The organism is Halobacillus litoralis (assembly GCF_009856445.1).
GTDB classification, from domain to species: domain Bacteria; phylum Bacillota; class Bacilli; order Bacillales; family Halobacillaceae; genus Halobacillus; species Halobacillus litoralis.
Window position 1 is genome coordinate 1 of the sequence record NZ_WMFA01000012.1, and the last position, 20,044, is coordinate 20,044.

Sequence of the window (20,044 nt, forward strand, 5' to 3'; positions counted from 1 at the left end):
AACAACTTTCTTCTTAACTTCTTCAGGATAATGAACTTTTTTACCCATAAGAAAAACACCTCCAAGTGTAAGTAGTATTACAACTTTGAAGGTGTTTTATTAAGTCTCATTTTATTAGGTCACTCTACATCCACCGGTTTTTTTCTATTTAAGGATGAATAGTAACCGGCGTTCCTATTGGAATCGTCCTTGCTAACTCTTCCACATCTTTATTAAACATGCGGATACATCCTTTGGAAACAGCTTTTCCGATTGAGGAAGGATTGTTTGTCCCGTGAATGCCATAATGCTGCTTGGATAGACTCATCCACATCGTCCCGTAAGGACCACCAGGATTTGGAGCTTTGTTGATTATGAAGAAGTTTCCTACAGGGGTCGCTGAAAGTATTTTTCCAACGGCAATAGGAAACTCTTTTTGCAAGGCGCCATTTTTATACAATCGCAATTGCCGTTTGATTGTGGATATATCAATTCGATAAGGTATGGTATCTGGGTTCGGAAAGCCTGGAATGTTAATTTGTTGCCCTGGAAAAATCATATTCGGGTTTGCGATTTGGTTTGCTGCAAGAATATCCCTCAACGGTGTACGATAATCTCTTGATATTTGTGCCAATGTTTCCCCTGGTTTTACGGTATGGATCATCCCTGTCCCCCCTTTAAAGATGGTTAACCTATTTTATGTAGGAATTCAGGGGACTTTCCCATCAATTATTCTGTCAAAAGAAAGGACCTGACACAGCCGGTCAGGTCCTTATTGTTCATTTCGATCTTATAAGACGATGGTTTTATTTTTATGAACGATGACACGATCCTCAAGGGCCCATTTGACGGCTCTGTTCAGCACGCTCCGCTCAATCAGCCGCCCTTTCTTCTTGAGGTCATTCACACTGTTTCTATGATCGACTCTAATCACATCCTGTTCAATGATTGGTCCTTCATCAAGGTCGTCGGTCACATAATGGGAGGTGGCACCAATTAACTTGACCCCACGTTTGTAAGCTCGTTTGTGCGGGTTAGCACCAATGAATGCGGGCAAGAAGGAATGGTGAATGTTGATGATTTTGGATGGATGACTGTCTACAAACTTAGGAGTGAGGATTTGCATGTATCTGGCTAGGATAATCAAATCGATATTGTATTCTTCCAACAAATCCAGCTGTTTTTCTTCTACCTCTTCCCGGATGTCTTTGTTTGCCGGAATGTGATAAAAAGGGATTCCGAAAGACTCGACAATTTCTCTTGCAGATTCATGGTTACTGATAACAAGCGCAATGTCCGTTACGAGGTCCCCACTCTCCCATTCATATAAAAGCTCACGCAAGCAATGAAGTTCCTTGGATACAAAAATAGCCGTGCGCTTCAATTCATGGAGAAAAGTCATTCGCCAGGTCATTTCGAATTGTTCTGCAAGGGTGTGAAAACCTGCTTTCATCGTTTGCTCTCTGGACTTCATATTTTCTGCTGCGAATACGATGCGTAAGAAAAAGGTTCCTTCTTCATGATCTGTTGTAAATTGATTTGATTCCACGATGTTTGCCCCATGTTCGTAGAGGAATGTCGAGATACTGGAAACGATTCCTGGCTTATCTGGGCAACTGACGAGTAAGCGTGCTTTATCCTCATTCCTGGTCAAGTAATGTTGAATTTGCTGGTTGGTCGAAGTCATCAACACTCATCCTTCCTTATTATTTTCCCCATTATAGTCGAGTGAAAGCCGTTTGGAAAGCAGCCGTATGTTTCGAATTGGGAGAATTCGGATACATTCACCATGTAAGGCGTGATATAAAATTTCTTGATATAAAGGAGAAATGAAAATGCGTAACTATTTGAAGCATTATATAAACGGTGAATGGGTAGAGTCCACCGGCAATGAAACAGAAGATGTAATCAATCCTGCTACGGAAGAAGTCATTGGTACCATTAGTCTTGGTACGAAAGAGGATTTAAATAAGGCGGTTCAGGCGGCACGTGATGCTTTTCCATCTTTCTCTCAAACCTCTAAAGAAGAAAGAATAAAAATGCTTGAAGACATAGCTGCAGAATATGAGAACAGAAAAGAAGAGATTATCGAGACAATTACACAAGAGTTGGGTTCTCCAAAATCCATCTCAGAAAACGTACATTACATGATGGGATACAATCATTTTTCACAAGCCGCAGAATCATTAAGAGATTTCTCATTTATTGAAGATCGTGGAGGCCACACGGTGATGAAGGATTCCGTAGGTGTCAGTGGTTTAATTACACCATGGAATTTCCCAACAAACCAAATTTCAACAAAAATTGCCAGTGCTTTTGCTGCGGGAAGCCCCGTAGTCGCCAAGCCGGCAGAGTTGACCCCTTTTGCGGCTATTATTTTAACTGAAATCTTTGATAAGGTCGGCGTACCAAAAGGAGCATTCAACTTAGTGAATGGATCAGGTTCTGTCATCGGTAATGGTATCAGTTCGCATCCAGATATTGACTTTGTATCCTTTACAGGTTCTGGTGCTGTAGGTCAGAAAATCATGGAGAATGCATCTGAACGCATTGCTAACGTTGCACTGGAACTGGGAGGTAAATCCCCGTTAGTCGTGCTTGAAGATGCTGATGTTGAAAAAGCAGCAAGGGCCGCTGTCAGCCATATTGCTACAAACAGTGGACAGGTTTGTTCTGCTGCCACAAGGGTACTTGTACCTTCATCTATGAAAGATTCATTTGAAGAAGCTGTTAAAAAAGTACTTCCTGAATTCCCTGTCGGGGATCCTCAAGGAAATAATCATATTGGTCCATTGGTTTCTAAAAAACAATGGGATACTGTTCAATCGTATATTGAAAAAGGACAGGAAGAAGGCGCCACTCTTCTGGTAGGAGGAACAGGGAAGCCTGATGGATTAGATAAAGGTTATTATGCCAAACCTACCGTATTCACAGATGTGAATAACGATATGGTCATTGCGCAAGAAGAAATCTTCGGACCTGTCACCTGCTTGATCACTTATGACACGATTGAAGAAGCCATTGAACTTTCCAATGATGTGAAATATGGACTCGCAGGCTATGTCTTTGGTGAAGATGAACAGACCCTGGCAAAGGTTGCATCCAGCATCCGAGCGGGCCGAGTGAAAATCAATGATGCGGAAGCAGACTTTGCCGCACCATTTGGTGGATATAAACAGTCTGGTATTGGAAGAGAATGGGGCGATTATGGTATTGAAGAATATTTAGAAGTGAAAACAGTCTTGGGTTATCCAAAATTATAAGAAAGAGAAAGGCGGAAATCTGATTCCGCCTTTTTTTCTTTGTGAAAAAGGAATTATTTTGAAAAGATGAAACCTCGCCCTCATTTTATGCGTATACAGGATAGATGCAGACGCATGGAATTTGTGAAGAGGTGGGGGAATGAGAAAGAAATGGTTCATTATTGGTAGTCTTATCCTTGTCGTGTTTTGTGCCTACATATACATCGATCAAAGGTATTTTTTTAATCCTATAGCTTTCAACCAGGATCACATCACTCCCTATCATTGGACTGAATATGAAAGACCTGTCACGATTACCTACTATGATTTAGAAACAGAAAGAACAACATACAAACTGGAGCAGGAACAGGAGGTCCGAAAGTTCCTGGAAGAAATGAAAAACAGTCCGCCATTGAAAGAGTCTTCCTTAACCTCAGAAGTAGAAGGGGCACTTAAGCTTTCGTCCGAAGGAGATACCTTGTTAGAGGTGTTTTTCTATGAAGGTTATTGGGAAATCCTCCGTGACAGTGGCACAATGTATGAAATGACTAAGGATCTTAAGGGATTAATCGAAACACTCTAGCCAGTTGGAACAGCTGTTCCAGCAGGCTTTTTTTATTTTTCCATCCTCAACCATCCTGCCATATGGTTTTATAAAGTGGGAGGAAGATTGGAAAGGGGGCACTGTATATAGATGTTTTGGTTCTTTTCCTTAGGGATGAGGTTGTAATATACTTGGAAAGGATAATGATAATAGAGGATGTAAAGGAGGTTGTGATCCATGAATAAATGGTTTACACATATTTTTAATATTATCGTCGGCATTCTGATTTTAGCCGAAGGTGCCGTCTATATTTTCATGAACAATAAAGATGGGGAATTCCATTTGCGAAGCATTATGATGACAGCTCTATTATTTTTAGCGTGGGGCATGTCCTATCGAAAACAACTGACTAGTGAAAATCCAAGTGCGTGGTTAATAGTCACCATCATCATCTTGGTTCCTATGATTCTTCCGTGGTTGTTTTTCATTTAGCTTCAGGCAAGCCATTTGAACAGCCCCATACCCCCAAACACTAAGGCGGACACTAAGTAAATGTAACCGATGGCTCTGTGTTTTCCTTCCTCACTGTTCGTTTCGACGGTCCCTGCAAAAACTAAAAAAAGCACACCGATGATATATAATGTTATTTCAACTCCGGAAAAGGGAGAAGATTTGAATGTAAGCCAACCTTCCACGGGTAAGGCTGTGAAGAGTGGGAAGTATAAAGGATTTATAAAATCATCCCACTTTTTCTTCTGTTCGGACACGATTTCCCACCTCATCTCTGTGGTATCTTTCATTTAACTTTCCACTTTTTCTTTATTTTTGTCAAATAACGACAGGAATCGTGTTAATTTTTTACTAGATAGGGTATTGAACATACATCCCCGTTTGCCTTCTGTCTTTACACTTGTTAGAATAAAGCTCGTGTTTTTCTCCGGTACATAACCTCGCAAAGCTGAATGAATTACCTCACGCAGAACAAACTAAATCAAGAAGAAGTGGAAAGGATGTATGTCATTTGAAAACAAAATTAATCGATTGGCCAACTTTTATCGGTGCTCTGGTGTTGTTGCTGGGTGTCACGTTACCACTAATTATCTTCCCAGATGCTGGTAAAGAAGTTGTATCACAAGCTAATACGTTCATGACGAAAAACTTTGGTGTCCTTTATATGATTATGGGCTTTGTTATTTTCGCTTTCCTTGTTTATGTGGCTTTTAGTAAAAATGGATCGATTAAACTAGGGGATGAAGGTGAAAAGCCTGAGTTTAATACATTCTCATGGGCAGCCATGCTATTTGCCGCCGGGATCGGTTCCAGTATTTTGTACTGGGCGGTTATTGAATGGGCTTATTACTATCAAGGACCTCCATTTGGAATTGAGCCAGAATCTAAAGAGGCGATTCAGTGGGCATCAGCGTATGGAATTTTTCACTGGGGTCCGATTGCTTGGGCGATTTATACATTGCCAGCTCTGCCAATCGCTTATTTTTATTATGTGCGAAAAAAACCTGTCCTTAAAGTAAGTGAAGCTGTCCGACCGGTTTTAGGTGATTCGGTTGACGGTCCTCTTGGAAACGTTATTGATGTTTTATTCATGTTCGGTTTATTGGGAGGCGCAGGCACGACCCTTGCTCTCGGGACACCTATGATTGCTGAGGGTATCAATAGTCTAACAGGTATCCCTGCAAACTTAGGTATGAAAACAGCCATTATGTTATTGTGTACGTTGATTTTTGCCATCAGCTCTTACTCCGGGCTGAAGCGGGGAATCAAAGTTCTCAGTGATGTAAACTTGTGGCTGTCAATTTTCTTGCTTGCATTCATCTTTATATTTGGACCGACACGGTTCATTAGTGAAACAACATTTAACTCGTTGGGGATTCTCGCGGACAACTTCTTTAAGATGGCCACATGGATGGAACCTTTTGGAAACCTAGGCCAGTTTGAAGAAACGGGATTCCCAGAGTCCTGGACGATTTTCTATTGGGCCTGGTGGCTTGTTTATGCTCCTTTTGTTGGGTTGTTTGTTGCACGTATCTCCAGAGGACGGACCATTCGTCAGATGGTACTTGGAACAATGGTCTACGGAACACTAGGTTGTATCCTTTTCTTCGGAATTATGGGGAACTTCGGTCTTTACATGCAGTTAACAGGGCAGTTCGATGCAATTGCGTTTATGGATGCGAATGGTGCCCCTGCGACCATTATTGAAATCATCAACCAGCTTCCGTTAGCGAAGTTCATGGTACTGGTCTTTACAGTGCTTGCGATTATTTTCCTTGCCACAACATTTGATTCATCTTCTTACATTCTGGCTTCAGTCGTGCAGAAGAATGTAGAAGGGGAACCTTTGCGTTGGAACCGTCTGTTCTGGGCTTTTGCTTTGTGCTTAATGCCGCTTTCTCTCATGTTTCTTGGTGGATTAGGGACGTTACAGACGGCGAGTATTGTAGGTGGGTTCCCTCTAATTGTAATTATGTTCTTACTCGCATGGTCGTTCATGAAAGCCTCCAACACAGATATTAGAGAATCGGATGATTATGAACCAAGCACGATTCATATTAAGCGTTGGAAAAACCGCAAGAAGAAGAAAAAACGCTCGGCTCTGGAAGCCCTCGAAGATAAACCTGATCAAGACTAATGTGAAAAGAGGTTCCCCTGTGTATTTTGGGGAACCTCTTTTATTATGCTTTGGAGTAAGCATCAGATGGGAAGATAGGAACTTGCAGAACACACTTTAAAATCACCGCTGTCTATTAAGAACTGCTGCAGAAGGTGCAGGTGATCTCCGCCGATGAGAACGAGAATGCGGTCGTTCTTCCCGGATATTCTTGATATATTGGCGGCAATCGCCAAATCACGATGATGCCACTGCTTTAGCCAATGGACCCCCACTTGATGCTGTCGGTCACCGACTCGTGCTAACTTCATATAGACCCTTTGAAGCTCTTTCCTATATTCTGGATCATTCACATATTGAAGAATGCTTTTTATAGTTTCATTGTTTTCCATCGACTTGAGTCGTTTTTGAACTTCCATGATTTCATTGAACAAGGAAGGTTGATGTTCTTTCGCCCATTTAAAGACTTGGTTTAATGTCGGCTTGGACATGTCTACCACTTCATCAATAGGGTGAATGGAAGGTAGATCCAAGTCATCGGCAAGGCGAAAAGCAAATTGTTCGACTTCATCGAAGGTGGGCGTGAGGGTGTTATTCCTAAAAGCTTTATATTTACGATCCAGCTCTTCTTCTATTAAGAAAGGTTTTTCGACGGTAATTTTCGTAGGCTTGAATTCTTTCAGTGAACGAACAATTTCGTGTATTTCCTCCTGTTGTTCATTGACCATTTGAGGATTCATGGACATATGAAAAGTTCCAACGAGTAATATTTCCGGTTTGGTCAAATAAATCTCCCTTTCATTCTGTGATTATCTGATTTTAAATGCAGGGAGGACTTCTTCTCCCAGCTCTTGCACCACTTCCTTCACAGGTCTTTTATTTTGGGATAAACCGAACATTAAATGATTAACGCCGATGGAACGATACTGCTCAATCAAATCCATCAATCCGTTTCTCCCTACTTTATATCCGGCAGGTATTTTTTCAATAGGAGCATCCGGATTTTCTTCGAGCTGCAAAGGAAGTGGCATAAAGAACGGACGGAAGGCTGATTCGCCGTGGTAATGCTTCACTTTTTCTCTGTACTGAGAGATCGTTTCTTTTTGCTGGGTGGGCCGTTGGGGGTAAAACATCCATCCATCTCCATGTTCAGCAACCCAGTCTAGTGTCTGTTGGCAATAGCCTGTCATAAAAGTAGGAATGCGCTTTTCGGGCTTTGGTACAATGTTTGAACGATTCATCTTGCCGAAAGAAGAGCGAATTTCCGGAAATTCATTGTATATGGACTCATTGAAAACATGGAATGCTTCTCTGAACCATTCACTCCGCTCCATAATAGGGATATCCAGCCCTTCAAAGTCTTTTCTTCGATCTCCTGAAGAAATCCCGAACATCAGTCGCTCAGGAAAAAGTTTTTCAATACTCGCTACTTCTTTTGCTGTCCTTAAAGGATGGCGGAGTGGCATGACCAGGGCCGCTGTCCCTAAGTTGATTTTTTTCGTGTGGGCAGCAAGGTACGTTAAGTAGATCAAACTATCGAAAATCTGCCCTGTCGCCGGGTCTTCAAACGTTGGATCTTCTAATAGAACGTCCTGGAACCAAAGAGAATGAAAGTTTAGTTCTTCAGCTAGTTGCGCCATTTGTATTTGATTGTTCATCTCTGGAGGGGACTGGTGATAATTTTCTATGGGAATGGTCAAGCCGAATGTGATTTTGTTTGGTTGCAGCATGCGTTGATACCCGTGATGGTCTTGAAACAAACGGAATCCTCCTTCACTTTAATCGACTATTTCCTATTATAATGAGAAATTCCCTGGAAAACTAACCAAAAAGGTTACACATGAAGCAGAGTTACTCAACTAATTGGCAGAATTGTTGAAGACTCAGTTTCGAGACTTTCCAGGGTCCGTTTCCCGGGTTGAGCGTCAGGGGTGGCTGGAAAGCGAGCTTATATAAAGGACGGGCTAATAAAAAAAGCTCCCGTAGGATGGGAGCTTGTAGGATGATTATAATATATAGATGGTTAGATAGAGAAGAACGGTTAGAATCGTCGATCCTCCTGCAACACTTGCAATCTCCGTGGCATCGTATTCAATTCTTTTTTTCATAATAATAATCCCCTTTCGAATGACTGGTATTAAGAACAGATCGGACTAATAAATACATTCTACTTAGTAATACGATTGAATACTTAGAAAAGTTTCATTTGTATTACAATAACATATCAAAAACATTTCAACCAAATATGACAAAATATGAGGGATATGGGAAACTGAGCGATATAAGAGAAGGTTAGAAAATTCTGATATAATGGTATAGGACCTTTTAATGGAAGAATCTACATAGAAGAAAGGGGAAGTCATCATGGGAACTTATGCATTGACTTGGGATTTAGACTCCATTTTCCAAGGAGGAAGTGATTCAGAAGAGTTGAAGGATTATGTAAGGAAAACCGAACGATATATGGATGATTTGGAGGCAGCCATTCGTACGTTTACACCTCCAAAAAATACAGATCAAACAGAAGAACTCAACAAAATTGTAGAGGTTTTGCAGGTAGTATCTAAGCAATTGAGTGAATTCGGGGCCTTTGTGAGCTGTTTAAGTGCACAAAATGTCCAGGATAAAAAAGCAAGCATGTGGCAATCGAAAAGAAGTGAGTTGGGTGCGCGTTTAGGTAACGCTCTAACTGAAATGGACCAGGTGTTTGTTCAAGTAGATGATGATGTATGGAAATCCTTATTGAATCAGGCCCCTTTTAAAGCCATTTCTTTTGTTTTGAATGAGAGGCGTTCTCTTGCAAAGGACAAATTAGAAGTAGGAAAAGAATCTCTTATCAACGACTTGGGCGTGGATGGTTATCATGCGTGGGGACAAATGTATGATGCCCTTGTCGCGAAGTTATCCATTGAGATGAACGGGGAAAAGTTATCTGTGGGACAAGCATCTAATCGCCTGGACAACCCGGACCGTTCGGTGAGGAAAGAAGCGTTTGATAAACTGCAGGAAACTTGGGGAGAGGCTTCGGACTTGTTCACGGAGACCTTAAATCATTTGTCCGGTTTCAGACTTCAGACTTACAAACGCCGCAAATGGGAGAATGTTTTAAAAGAGCCTCTCGACTACAATCGAATGAGCGAAAAAACACTAAATGCCATGTGGGAGACGATTACGGAATATAAAAATCATTACGTTCCCTATATGAAAAAGAAAGCAGAGAAGTTAGGGCTTGAACGTTTGAGCTTTTATGACGTAGAAGCCCCCTTCGGAGAGGCCGATCAGAAAATGAGCTTCCAAGAAGGAGCTGAGTTCATTATCCAACAGTTCAGGAAGTTCAGTCCTAAAATGGCGGATTTTGCAGAAATGGCTTTTGAAAAAAGGTGGATTGAAGCAGAGGATCGCTCTGGAAAACAACCGGGTGGTTTTTGTACAAGTTTCCCCGACAGTGGGGAAACAAGAATTTTCATGACGTATTCAGGTAGTCCGTCCAGTGTAGCTACACTAGCGCATGAACTTGGTCATGCTTATCATCAGCATGTCATGAATGAATTACCCGAGCTGAATCAAGGATATGCGATGAACGTTGCGGAAACAGCTTCGACGTTCGCAGAAATGATTGTAGCGGATGCGGCCGTTAAAGAGGCGTCTACGGAAGCTGAAAAAATGGTTTTACTAGAAGATAAAGTCCAGCGTAGTGTCGCTTTCTTCATGAACATCCATGCACGGTTCTTATTTGAAACGCGTTTTTATGAAGAGCGCAAGCAGGGGGTCGTTTCAACAGAGCGGCTGAACGAGTTGATGACAGAGGCCCAGCAAGAAGCTTACGTACACACGTTAGATGAATATGATCCGACCTTCTGGGCTTCCAAGTTGCATTTCCACATCACAGATGTCCCTTTCTATAACTTCCCATACACCTTTGGGTATCTTTTCAGCATGGGAATCTACGCGAAGGCCCTTGAAGTTGGTCCAGCGTTTGAAGATCGCTATATCGCCTTGCTGCAGGATACAGGAAGGATGGCTGTGGAGGATCTTGCGAAGAAACATTTGGATGTAGATTTAGAAGAGAAAGATTTCTGGGTGCATGCATTGGAATTGTGCCTTTCTGACCTTGAGTCATTCATGGATTTAGTTTAAGAGGAGGAGAGAACGATGGAAGAAAAGTTGATCCCGCAAGAAGAAAAGGAACGACGGGTTTCACAGTTAGACGGTTGGAAGCTTACGGATGAAAAATTCATTGTTAAGCGGTACCGGTTTGGTGAATTCCTGACGGGCGTCCAGTTCGTCAATCATATCGCTGAATATTCTGAGGATATTCAACACCATCCATTCATCAGCATTGACTATAAAATGGTGACCTTGAAGCTTACTTCCTGGAATGCCAAGGGGCTCACAGAACTTGACCTCTCCTGTGCGGTGAAATATGATGAACTCTATGATTCAATCAAATGAAAAGAAGCCGCTCCTTTCGGGAGCGGCTTCTTTTATGATGAGGCTTGGTCTAACGACTTCACTTGTTCATCTGTAAATAAGGGGGAGTCTTTTGCTGGCATGGCAAGACACTGGATTTCCTTTTCTGTGAACGGGTGAATCAACGTAAGCCTCGCAGCATGAAGAGCTTGTTTGTAATCGATGCTTCCTTTTCCTCCGTACATTTCATCGCCTAGGAGCGGGTGGCCGATATGACTCAGGTGGACTCGGATTTGGTGGGTCCTGCCGGTTTGTAACTGTAATTTCACTAAAGAAGCATCATAAGAGCCTTCGTATGAGAGAACTTCGTAATGCGTTTCCGCATGCTGGCCCCCTTGCGAGACTCTTCTTCTTACAGGATGGTGGCGGTCTTTACCAATCGGTTGCTCGATTTTGCCGTGACGTGGTTTCAGCTTCCCGTGTGCCCAAGCTAAATACGTTCTTTTAATTTTACGCTCCTGTAACTCTTTTCCGAGCATGGCAATAGCAAGATCATGCTTAGCAAAAAGGATGGCTCCCGAAGTATCCCGGTCCAGACGATGGACATATTTCGGCGTTGCCTCAATGCCATTCATTTGAAAATAAAAAGCTACTCCATTTACAAGAGTATCATGGTCATGAGGTGTATTCGGATGTGTGAACACACCTGCAGGTTTATTGACTACCAGCATATGATCATCTTCGTAGATGACGTCAATATCCATATATGTCGGGGTAACTTCCAGTGTTTGCGGGCGAAAAAGCCGGACGCGAAGAATGTCACAACTATTGACTCTTGCCGTTTTCCAATGAGGGTTTTCATTGTTTAAAGTTACTTCTTTGTTGGAACGGAAACTATGCATCAACTTTCTTGGTACATTCCATTCCTTCTTCAGAATTTTTTCGACCGTAAACCCTTCCCACTGATCAGGGATGATGACTTCAAGCCAATCTCCCATACGTTTCGTCTTCATTTCTACACCTAATTTCCTAAAATACTGAATACCCGGGGCGTTAATCGTACATATTGGTACCAGGTACGAACTGCCCTATATTGTACTCTTTCCTGTACCGTTTACGCAATGACCTCTATGTTGTTCCTTGTGCATCTGGGAATAAATGGGGGGAGGCTTAAAAGGTAAGACTATAACAGTGGAGCTGCTAGCTAGTTAACAGGGTGCACTTAGACTCCTGATGTTAACGATATGTAAAGCTGGTATCTATGGTAATAGAACTATGTTATAATAGAAGGGTTGAATAATTTGTGATACGAAAGAGGTGTGTGCTTCATGCAACACAGAGACGATATTCGTAATATAGCGATCATCGCGCACGTTGACCACGGAAAAACAACATTGGTCGACCAAATGCTTCACTATTCCGGAACTTTCCGTGATAACGAGCATGTCGATGAGCGCGCTATGGACTCTAATGATTTGGAAAAAGAACGCGGCATTACGATTTTAGCCAAAAATACCGCCATCAATTATAATGATGCGCGTATAAATATTCTAGATACACCGGGTCACGCTGACTTTGGTGGAGAAGTGGAACGTATTCTCAAGATGGTTGACGGTGTACTTCTTGTAGTTGATGCTTATGAAGGCTGTATGCCTCAAACACGTTTTGTGTTGAAAAAAGCATTGGAACAAAAACTGACACCGGTTGTCGTTTTGAATAAAATCGACCGCCCGAATGCTCGCCCGGATGAGGTTGTCGATGAAGTTCTTGATCTGTTCATCGAGCTTGGCGCTGATGATGAGCAGCTGGAATTCCCAGTCGTTTATGCTTCTGCATTAAACGGAACTTCAGGAGATGAACCAGAGGATCAGCAGGAAACAATGGATCCGATTTTCAAATTGATCATGAACAACATCCCTGCTCCTGTAGATACAAAAGAAGATCCGTTACAATTCCAGGTGACGCTGCTTGATTACAATGATTATCTTGGCCGTATCGGAGTTGGACGTGTCTTCAATGGCTCAATCAAAGTAGGCCAGCAAGTATCCTTGATGAAAAAGGATGGATCGGTGAAGAATTTCCGTGTTTCCAAGTTGTTCGGTTTCATCGGTTTGAAACGTGTTGAAATCGAAGAAGCCAAAGCGGGAGATATTATCGCCCTTGCCGGCTTGGAAGATATCAACGTCGGAGAAACGGTGTGTCTACCTGAACACCAGAATGCGATGGAAATCCCTCGTATTGACGAACCGACACTACAAATGACATTCCTTGTTAACAACAGTCCGTTTGCCGGGCGTGAAGGTAAATATGTAACGTCCCGTCAAATCGAAGAGCGTTTGATGACACAACTTGAGACGGATGTCAGCCTACGTGTCGATCCAACAGATTCTCCGGATGCCTTTACGGTTTCTGGACGTGGTGAACTTCACCTTTCCATCCTAGTGGAAAACATGCGTCGTGAAGGTTATGAACTTCAACTTTCCAAGCCGAAAGTTATCCTGAAAGAGATCGACGGACAAACGTGTGAACCGGTAGAACGTGTTCAAATCGATACTCCTGCCGAATACCAAGGTGCGGTTATGGAATCGATTGGTTACCGTAAAGGTGAAATGCAGGACATGGTCAATGATGGGAATGGTCAAGTCCGTCTTGAATTCTTAGTACCATCTCGTGGTCTGATTGGTTATTCCACAGAGTTCATGACGCAGACACGTGGCTACGGAATCTTGAACCATACTTTTGATGGCTATGCCCCACTTGTAAAAGGTCAAGTCGGTGGACGTCGTGAAGGTGTTCTGGTTTCTCTTGATAAAGGGAAAGCCTCCACTTATGGAATCATGAACCTTGAAGATCGCGGAACCATTTTCGTTGAACCTGGTACAGAAGTGTATGAAGGAATGATCGTTGGTGAACACAACCGTGAAAACGATCTTACCGTTAACATCACAAAAGAGAAACATTTGACCAACATCCGTTCAGCGAACAAAGATACGACGAATACAATTAAGAAAACTCGTCAAATGACGCTTGAAGAAGCCATTGAGTATCTTGATGATGATGAATATTGCGAGGTAACACCTGAAAATGTTCGTCTTCGTAAAAAATACTTGAATAAGAACGAACGTGAAAAAATGGCGAAGAAGAAAAAGCTTCAAAATACAGAAGTTTAAAAACAAAGAAAGCCCGGGGCCTATTGGTAGGCCCCGGGCTTTCTTTGTTTTTATTGGACTACTTCGAGCATCTCTTTTTGATGTCCGTGGATCTCTTCTGCAGGTTTCTCATAGTGAATATTGATGGTGTATGAACCAGTTTCAGGGAATGTATAATTCGCTGTGTACTCTCCAGGTTCCTCTTCTTCGGCATCGATGTAGGTATGTTTTTCCATTAAATCAGAACTAATTTCGTAGCGTACACGTGCTTCTGAAAAAGGCTCTTCCATATGGTTGATATGTGCTGTCAACGTCGATGTTTCTCCAGCTTTAAAAGTCTGCTCTGTCATCAAGTGGACCATAAACTTCCCACTGCTATCTCCATGGTCGTGCCCACTGGCTTCTGCCTGTTGTCCGACTGCTACTTCTTTTTGCGGCATCGTGTGAAGGTCTCCAACCTGAGTATGGGCGATGACCTGGTATGTGCCTTCTTTATCAAAGCTGTAGTTGATGGTATAAACTCCATCTTCTGTATGCTTTGCTTTAATCGTGTCAGATGAATCCTGCCCCTCTTCACTGTACCAAATCTCAAATTCCACATACTCTGCATCCGGGACAGGCTCTCCGCCCTGAGTGACAATTGCTTGAATAGTGGTATCGTCGTTTGCAGGGAGTGGCTCATGCTCGAAATTCACTTGTACTTCAGGAATTTCAGCCACCTTGTTATTTTCCTCAGCGGCGGTGGAATCCTGTTCGTTATTATTTGAAGAACAAGCACTGATTACAAGTAAGAAAATAATGGATAATAATACTTTTTTCATATGGCATCTCCTTTATCTGTGTATTGGAGCCTTTAGTTGTCCAAACCTACAATTAGGATATCATTTAAAGCTTTGACATTCCTGCTTAATTTTAGACTATCTTGTGACAATACATGAGGAAAAAAAAGAGAGGGAGCTGTTGGAAGCTTCCCTCTACTTGACGTTGTCGTTATTCCAATCATACGTATAAAAACGTTCGTCTGTCACCCATTTTAATGCTTCAGGGTCATTGACTTTGATGCCTTCCTCAAGCATCTCAAGCATTCTTGCTGTTTGAGAAATGTGAGCACGCATCGCTGCCAATTTTTCATTCTGCACGGAGCGAATGTCATTGATGACATCCGGCTGTCCCAATTTCTCTTCTGTATCATTGGCAAAAGCTACGGCGTGAAACTTAGGTCGATCTTTTTCATCCATTTCCCTCAATGCGCGTACGACTGCGCGTGCCGTCGCTTCATGGTCAGGATGGACAGCGAATCCAGGATAGAAACTGATGACCAAAGAGGGTTGCAGTTCATCCACCAAATGGCGGACCATGTCTTTCATTTCACGATCGTCTTCAAATTCAAGCGTCTTATCTCTCAACCCCATCATTCGAAGGTCTTCAATGCCCATCGCTTCGGCAGCTTTAACTAATTCTCTCTTTCTGATTTCAGGAAGGGACTCTCTCGTTGCAAACGTAGGTTTTCCTAGATTGCGCCCCATCTCTCCAAGCGTGAGACACGCATAGGTAAGGGGAGTTCCTTGTTTTATATAAGAGGAAATTGTCCCGGAAACTCCGAACGCTTCGTCATCGGGATGCGGGAAAATAACGAGTACATGTTTTTCTTGTTCGATCATATTCTTTCACTCCTTCAAGAGGATCACTAACCTACATTATTGCTTAAATCAGAAAAAATGAAAAGTCATTTGTTTATAAGCTTTTCTCATTCCATCAGTTATTATTTACCTAACGCTCCCGTTTGTGGAAGACTCAGTTTCGAGATGTTCGTGTCATTCTAGGGGCTCCGGGAAAAGGTTCGCTTTCCATGGGGCGGGCGGTAAGCCTCCTCAGGCTCCGCCTTCCGGGGTCTCACCTGTCCCACACGTCCCATAGGAGTCTCACCGTTTCCCTCCGCCCCTTTACCTTATAAGTGTCTCGAAACTACTTCTAAAATGGTCAGCTTGAATGATTGAGGGAAGTGGATGATTCGAACAGCTGTATTCATAAGTAATGTTCCAATTCTTCTCCCCTAGGCGGCCATATAGTGCGTTGTATCAAGCATTTGCGTACAATAGGGTAGAGTTTATATCATTTCACCTCTCATAACTATACAAGCTGAATTTTTAAGAAGTGGTTTCGAGAACCATACTTGGTTAAGGGGCGGAGGGGAATGGCGAGACTCCTGCGGGAAAAAAGTGCTTGGTGAGACCCCACAGGACGCAGTCCGAGGAGGCTCACCGCGCTCCCGCGGAAAGCGAGCTATTCCCCATAGCCCCCACCCACTCAATAAAAGTCTCGAAACTGAGTCTTCAACAATCCTGCCATTTACTTTAATAACTCTCTAGTATAGTTATTTCCTATAATAAAGCTTTAGGTTTATATTTTCCCTTTTAAAGGAAAGCAATCCTTAGATTGTAAAATGAAGGGAGTTATTGAAGATGGAAGAAAGAATTGAGCATTTGACTAATTGGCTGAGGACGAAGACAGAAGAAGCAGGTGCTGACGGTCTTTTGGTCGGTATAAGCGGTGGTATTGATTCTGCAGTGGTGTCCTACTTGATTAAGCGAGCGTTCCCTGAAAATTCCTTAGGTGTAATACTTCCAATTAATAAAGGGGTGGAAGACCAAACCGATGCTTTGGCTGTTGTAGAAGGAGCAGAGCTTAATTATGTTGGTATTGAATTGACGGATGCTTATCAAACCACTTACGACACCATTAAGAACCAGCTGAATGAAAAAGGGGATTGGAATAACGAGAAGTCTCAGCTGGGTGGTGCGAACCTTCAAGCCCGTCTGCGGATGAGTACGCTTTATGCTGTTGGAAACAACTATAACTACCTTGTTGTAGGTACGGATAATGCCGCAGAAGATTATACCGGCTACTTTACGAAATACGGAGATGGGGGAGTGGACCTTGTTCCTCTGATCAATTTAAGAAAAGAAGAAGTGAAGGAAATGGCCGAGGCACTGAATGTCCCGGACTCGATCGTTCATAAAAAACCGAGTGCAGAACTTTGGGAAGGGCAGACAGATGAAGAAGAACTGGGGATGTCTTATGATACGATCGATGCTTATCTGAGAGGGGAAAAGATCGATCCCGAAGATGAAAAGAATTTAAAAGAACTTCACAAGAAGACTGAACATAAACGGCAGGTTCCTGCAGGCCCCGAACGCTTCTAAGGAGAGTGATTATAGAATTATGAGCCAGGATACAGCACTCATCATCATTGATATGATTAATAAAATGGATTTTGATGGTGGAGAAAACCTACTAGAAAACAGTCTTCCTGTCGCAAAGCGTTTGAGTGAATTCAAAAAAGAGGTCAAACAGCAAGGCATGCCAGTGATTTATGTGAATGATAACTTTGGGCTTTGGCAGGACAATGCAACTGAATTGTTGGAAGAATGTAAAAAGGGGATAGGAAAACCTGTGGTTGAACAAATGGAGCCTGATGAAGATGATTACTTTATTATTAAACCGAAGCATTCGGGCTTTTTTGGAACACAGTTAAGTATTCTCCTAGACCATCTAGAGGTGAAGAACCTTATTTTGACTGGAGTAGCCGGTGATATCTGTGTCATTTTTACAGCGAATGATGCTTATATGAGGGAATATAATATTTGGGTGCCGGAAGACGGGACAGCGTCTGAGTATAAGGATGATAATAAAAATGCTTTAAGAATCGTGAAGCGATCTTTAGGTGCTAGAACAGATTCCTTAGATCTCTCCCTTATAAATGATATTTTCAACAGTTGACAGTAGGGAGTACCTGTCATATATTATAAGGGAACACAGGTGATGGTTTCACGAATGTAACTTTAAACCCGTGAAGGAGAAATGATTTATGAGTGTGGTTGTTCTTAACTAATCCATGAACTGGATACGTCCTGAAAAAAGTGTGCGAAAGCATGCTTGGTTTGTTATACCCTTTTTCAGGAACAGTTAAGAACAAGCATAAGCATAGCTGGATAAAACGATCCTAAAAGCTATGACTGGCTTATTCAGTCATAGCTTTTTTTCGTACATTCGTGGAACTGCATTCTTTATGAGTCCCTACGGAGTCCGCAGCGAGCTATCTTTAGCTTGGTGCGGACTTTTTTTGTAATCACCTGTCAAAATGAGGAGGAAAAAAACATTGAATAAGCAAACATTTGAAAGTTTAGGTTTGAACAATATTTTAACAAGAGTCAGTGACTTTGCTCATACAGATCGAGGGAAAGAAACTATTCTGCATTTGGAACCATCCGATGACCAAAAGATGTTGGAAAGGAAGCATGAGGAGGTCAAAGAGGCAAGAGTCATAATCGATAGTCACAGTCATGTGCCTATTCATACTCTTGGTGACATTCAGGTCATGATTGATCAAGGGAACAAAGGAATCTATATACGGCCGCAGCAATTTGGTTCCCTTGTTTCATTTCTTGAGCATTGTACAAAATTGAAACGGTTTATGAGAGATAAACAGATTCTAGCCCCGACCATTTCTTTGTATGTCGATTCCATCGCGGATTTATCTCAATTGGAAGAAGAGATTTATGGGAAAATCCGCCATGGGCAAATCGATGAGTCTGCATCGAAAGAGTTAGGAAAGCTGCGTAGAAAAATTGACAAAACTCTCAGCGACATGAAAACGAAGATGGAAAGTTCAGCTAAAAAGTACAGTTCTTTTCTTCAAGAGACGAGACCGGTGGATAAAGGAGGGCGGTTGACCCTTCCTGTCAAAAGAGAGAACCGATCCAAAGTGAAGGGGGTCATCCTTGATCAATCTTCTTCTGGAGCGACGCTCTTCATAGAACCTGATGAAGTGACGTCCCTTCAAGAGCAAGTCGGGCTTTTGAAAATGCAGGAAGAGCAGGAGGTGGAAAGGATTCTTTATGCCCTGACCGCCTCTGTACTGGAAAAGGAATATGAGTTGAATATCGCTATGGAAACGATGCACCAGTATGATGTTCTTTTTGCAAAAGCGAAATACAGCAAATTGATTGATGGTCATTCACCGTCCTTTTCACAAGGGGAGATTGAGATTAGAGAGGGGCGTCATCCTCTACTAGGGGAAAAAGCCGTCCCTCTGAATCTCCATATGGGTGTGGAGGATCAAGCTCTGCTTATTACTGGACCAAATACAGGCGGGAAGACGGTAACGTTAAAAACCGTGGGCTTGTTTTGTTTGATGGCGCAATGTGGACTGCCGATTTCTGCACAACCCGGTACCAGGTTACCACTTTTCCAACATGTGTTTGTTGATATTGGTGATGGGCAGAGCATTGAAGAGAATTTGAGCACCTTCAGTTCAAGGCTCACGAATTTAATTCACATCCTGCAACAAGCGAATGATCATTCATTGTTACTACTGGATGAAATCGGTTCTGGAACAGATCCTGGTGAGGGGATGGGTTTAGCCACAGCTATTCTGGATCAGCTCGCCAATAAAGGCTCCACCATTTTGGCGACCACTCACTATAGTGAGATGAAAACGTATGCCATGGAGAAAGAGGGCTTCATGAATGGAGCGATGGAATTTGACTTGGAAACCCTCAAGCCTACCTACCAGCTGCAAATAGGGACAGCTGGAAAGAGTCAGGCGTTTGATATCGCATATAAATTAGGGCTCCATCCGGAAATCCTCAATCATGCTTATGGCATCACATATAAGCAAGAAGGGGACTTTACGCAAGAGGATAAGCTTTTAAAAAATCCGTCCTATGCTAAGCAGATAGCGATCAATAGGTATAGACAAAAACGTAAATCTCAGAAGAAAGAGAAAGCTGAATTTCAAATGGGGGACAATGTATGGATTCCTGCAGAAGAGGAAATGGGTATTGTTTATAAAGGCCCGGATGCCCTCGGGAATTATATCGTCCAAGTGAAAGGAGAAAAGAAAGAGTACAATCATAAACGCTTGAAACTCCATATTTCAGCCGATGAACTTTATCCAGAGGATTATGATTTTGATATTATTTTTAAATCTAAGGAATACAGAAAAATTAAAAAAGTAATGGATCGGAAACATGTAGATGGCTTAACTTTGGAAGATGAAGAATAGAATTACACATCGCGAAAGAGTCAGCAT

General features: G+C 42.3%; 18 protein-coding genes. 10 read left to right on the plus strand and 8 right to left on the minus strand.

What is annotated here, in order from left to right:
- Positions 1 to 148: 148 nt before the first annotated feature.
- Together GLW00_RS17830 and purU are read right to left on the minus strand one after the other, a co-directional pair.
- A complete protein-coding gene (locus GLW00_RS17830) occupies positions 149 to 643 on the minus strand; it encodes a L,D-transpeptidase family protein (RefSeq protein ID WP_160916358.1) in 495 nt (164 codons plus the stop codon).
- Between the two features lie 126 nt (positions 644 to 769).
- Positions 770 to 1,666, minus strand: a complete 897-nt coding sequence (gene purU / locus GLW00_RS17835; RefSeq protein WP_160916360.1) for a formyltetrahydrofolate deformylase — start codon at positions 1,664 to 1,666, stop codon at positions 770 to 772.
- 148 nt (positions 1,667 to 1,814) lie between these two features.
- On the opposite strand from purU, the gene GLW00_RS17840 reads away from it, so the two are divergent.
- From GLW00_RS17840 to GLW00_RS17850, 3 genes are all read left to right on the plus strand, one after another.
- On the plus strand, positions 1,815 to 3,242 hold the full coding sequence (locus tag GLW00_RS17840) for an aldehyde dehydrogenase family protein (protein WP_160916362.1): 1,428 nt from the start codon (positions 1,815 to 1,817) through the stop codon (positions 3,240 to 3,242).
- A 139-nt stretch (positions 3,243 to 3,381) separates the two neighbouring features.
- Entirely contained in the window at positions 3,382 to 3,804 is a 423-nt protein-coding gene (locus GLW00_RS17845; protein WP_160916364.1) for a hypothetical protein, read from the plus strand.
- 198 nt (positions 3,805 to 4,002) lie between these two features.
- Entirely contained in the window at positions 4,003 to 4,257 is a 255-nt protein-coding gene (locus tag GLW00_RS17850) for a hypothetical protein (protein WP_160916365.1), read from the plus strand.
- A gap of 2 nt (positions 4,258 to 4,259) precedes the next feature.
- Here the strand turns inward: GLW00_RS17850 and GLW00_RS17855 are convergent, their stop codons facing one another.
- On the minus strand, positions 4,260 to 4,565 hold the full coding sequence (locus GLW00_RS17855) for a hypothetical protein (RefSeq protein ID WP_160916367.1): 306 nt from the start codon (positions 4,563 to 4,565) through the stop codon (positions 4,260 to 4,262).
- Between the two features lie 221 nt (positions 4,566 to 4,786).
- Between GLW00_RS17855 and GLW00_RS17860 the strand changes: the two genes are divergently transcribed.
- Positions 4,787 to 6,412: a BCCT family transporter gene (locus GLW00_RS17860; RefSeq protein WP_160916369.1), complete on the plus strand. Its 1,626-nt coding sequence runs from the start codon at positions 4,787 to 4,789 to the stop codon at positions 6,410 to 6,412.
- Positions 6,413 to 6,474: 62 nt separating this feature from the next.
- On the opposite strand, the gene GLW00_RS17865 is transcribed toward GLW00_RS17860, so the two are convergent.
- Both GLW00_RS17865 and GLW00_RS17870 read right to left on the minus strand, forming a co-directional pair.
- Entirely contained in the window at positions 6,475 to 7,176 is a 702-nt protein-coding gene (locus tag GLW00_RS17865) for a DUF5694 domain-containing protein (protein WP_160916371.1), read from the minus strand.
- A gap of 24 nt (positions 7,177 to 7,200) precedes the next feature.
- On the minus strand, positions 7,201 to 8,121 hold the full coding sequence (locus GLW00_RS17870; protein WP_160916500.1) for a TIGR03571 family LLM class oxidoreductase: 921 nt from the start codon (positions 8,119 to 8,121) through the stop codon (positions 7,201 to 7,203).
- A 634-nt stretch (positions 8,122 to 8,755) separates the two neighbouring features.
- On the opposite strand from GLW00_RS17870, the gene GLW00_RS17875 reads away from it, so the two are divergent.
- Together GLW00_RS17875 and GLW00_RS17880 are read left to right on the plus strand one after the other, a co-directional pair.
- Positions 8,756 to 10,528, plus strand: coding sequence for a M3 family oligoendopeptidase (locus GLW00_RS17875; protein WP_160916373.1), 1,773 nt, complete (start codon positions 8,756 to 8,758; stop codon positions 10,526 to 10,528).
- 15 nt (positions 10,529 to 10,543) lie between these two features.
- Positions 10,544 to 10,843 (plus strand): 4a-hydroxytetrahydrobiopterin dehydratase, encoded by a 300-nt coding sequence (locus GLW00_RS17880; RefSeq protein WP_160916374.1) that lies wholly within the window; start codon positions 10,544 to 10,546, stop codon positions 10,841 to 10,843.
- Between the two features lie 32 nt (positions 10,844 to 10,875).
- Here GLW00_RS17880 and GLW00_RS17885 read toward each other — a convergent pair whose 3' ends face one another.
- The gene (locus GLW00_RS17885; RefSeq protein WP_160916376.1) at positions 10,876 to 11,814 is read right to left on the minus strand and encodes an RluA family pseudouridine synthase; all 939 of its coding nucleotides are present in this window, start codon (positions 11,812 to 11,814) and stop codon (positions 10,876 to 10,878) included.
- A 315-nt stretch (positions 11,815 to 12,129) separates the two neighbouring features.
- Between GLW00_RS17885 and typA the strand changes: the two genes are divergently transcribed.
- Positions 12,130 to 13,971 carry a translational GTPase TypA gene (gene typA, locus GLW00_RS17890; protein ID WP_160916378.1) on the plus strand — a complete coding sequence of 614 codons (1,842 nt, stop codon included), beginning with the start codon at positions 12,130 to 12,132 and terminating at the stop codon, positions 13,969 to 13,971.
- 50 nt (positions 13,972 to 14,021) lie between these two features.
- Here typA and GLW00_RS17895 read toward each other — a convergent pair whose 3' ends face one another.
- Together GLW00_RS17895 and bshB2 are read right to left on the minus strand one after the other, a co-directional pair.
- A complete protein-coding gene (locus GLW00_RS17895) occupies positions 14,022 to 14,771 on the minus strand; it encodes a FixH family protein (protein WP_160916380.1) in 750 nt (249 codons plus the stop codon).
- A gap of 153 nt (positions 14,772 to 14,924) precedes the next feature.
- Complete coding sequence (bshB2, locus tag GLW00_RS17900) at positions 14,925 to 15,611, minus strand: bacillithiol biosynthesis deacetylase BshB2 (RefSeq protein WP_160916382.1); 687 nt, start codon at positions 15,609 to 15,611, stop codon at positions 14,925 to 14,927.
- An 801-nt stretch (positions 15,612 to 16,412) separates the two neighbouring features.
- Here bshB2 and nadE point away from each other — a divergent pair.
- From nadE to GLW00_RS17915, 3 genes are all read left to right on the plus strand, one after another.
- The gene (gene nadE / locus GLW00_RS17905) at positions 16,413 to 17,153 is read left to right on the plus strand and encodes an NAD(+) synthase (protein ID WP_160916384.1); all 741 of its coding nucleotides are present in this window, start codon (positions 16,413 to 16,415) and stop codon (positions 17,151 to 17,153) included.
- 19 nt (positions 17,154 to 17,172) lie between these two features.
- Positions 17,173 to 17,730 (plus strand): cysteine hydrolase family protein, encoded by a 558-nt coding sequence (locus GLW00_RS17910; RefSeq protein WP_160916386.1) that lies wholly within the window; start codon positions 17,173 to 17,175, stop codon positions 17,728 to 17,730.
- A gap of 379 nt (positions 17,731 to 18,109) precedes the next feature.
- Positions 18,110 to 20,017 (plus strand): endonuclease MutS2, encoded by a 1,908-nt coding sequence (locus GLW00_RS17915; RefSeq protein WP_160916388.1) that lies wholly within the window; start codon positions 18,110 to 18,112, stop codon positions 20,015 to 20,017.
- Positions 20,018 to 20,044 lie beyond the last annotated feature (27 nt).

Excerpts from the sequence above, each read along its gene's own strand:
- GLW00_RS17910 (WP_160916386.1), top strand. The coding sequence starts at position 17,173 with ATGAGCCAGGATACAGCACTCATCATCATTGATATGATTAATAAAATG.
- GLW00_RS17870 (WP_160916500.1), bottom strand. The coding sequence starts at position 8,121 with ATGCTGCAACCAAACAAAATCACATTCGGCTTGACCATTCCCATAGAA.
- nadE (WP_160916384.1), top strand. The coding sequence starts at position 16,413 with ATGGAAGAAAGAATTGAGCATTTGACTAATTGGCTGAGGACGAAGACA.
- GLW00_RS17850 (WP_160916365.1), top strand. The coding sequence starts at position 4,003 with ATGAATAAATGGTTTACACATATTTTTAATATTATCGTCGGCATTCTG.
- typA (WP_160916378.1), top strand. The coding sequence starts at position 12,130 with ATGCAACACAGAGACGATATTCGTAATATAGCGATCATCGCGCACGTT.
- GLW00_RS17895 (WP_160916380.1), bottom strand. The coding sequence starts at position 14,771 with ATGAAAAAAGTATTATTATCCATTATTTTCTTACTTGTAATCAGTGCT.
- GLW00_RS17875 (WP_160916373.1), top strand. The coding sequence starts at position 8,756 with ATGGGAACTTATGCATTGACTTGGGATTTAGACTCCATTTTCCAAGGA.
- GLW00_RS17880 (WP_160916374.1), top strand. The coding sequence starts at position 10,544 with ATGGAAGAAAAGTTGATCCCGCAAGAAGAAAAGGAACGACGGGTTTCA.
- GLW00_RS17845 (WP_160916364.1), top strand. The coding sequence starts at position 3,382 with ATGAGAAAGAAATGGTTCATTATTGGTAGTCTTATCCTTGTCGTGTTT.
- GLW00_RS17830 (WP_160916358.1), bottom strand. The coding sequence starts at position 643 with ATGATCCATACCGTAAAACCAGGGGAAACATTGGCACAAATATCAAGA.
- GLW00_RS17840 (WP_160916362.1), top strand. The coding sequence starts at position 1,815 with ATGCGTAACTATTTGAAGCATTATATAAACGGTGAATGGGTAGAGTCC.
- purU (WP_160916360.1), bottom strand. The coding sequence starts at position 1,666 with ATGACTTCGACCAACCAGCAAATTCAACATTACTTGACCAGGAATGAG.
- GLW00_RS17855 (WP_160916367.1), bottom strand. The coding sequence starts at position 4,565 with ATGAAAGATACCACAGAGATGAGGTGGGAAATCGTGTCCGAACAGAAG.
- GLW00_RS17885 (WP_160916376.1), bottom strand. The coding sequence starts at position 11,814 with ATGAAGACGAAACGTATGGGAGATTGGCTTGAAGTCATCATCCCTGAT.
- bshB2 (WP_160916382.1), bottom strand. The coding sequence starts at position 15,611 with ATGATCGAACAAGAAAAACATGTACTCGTTATTTTCCCGCATCCCGAT.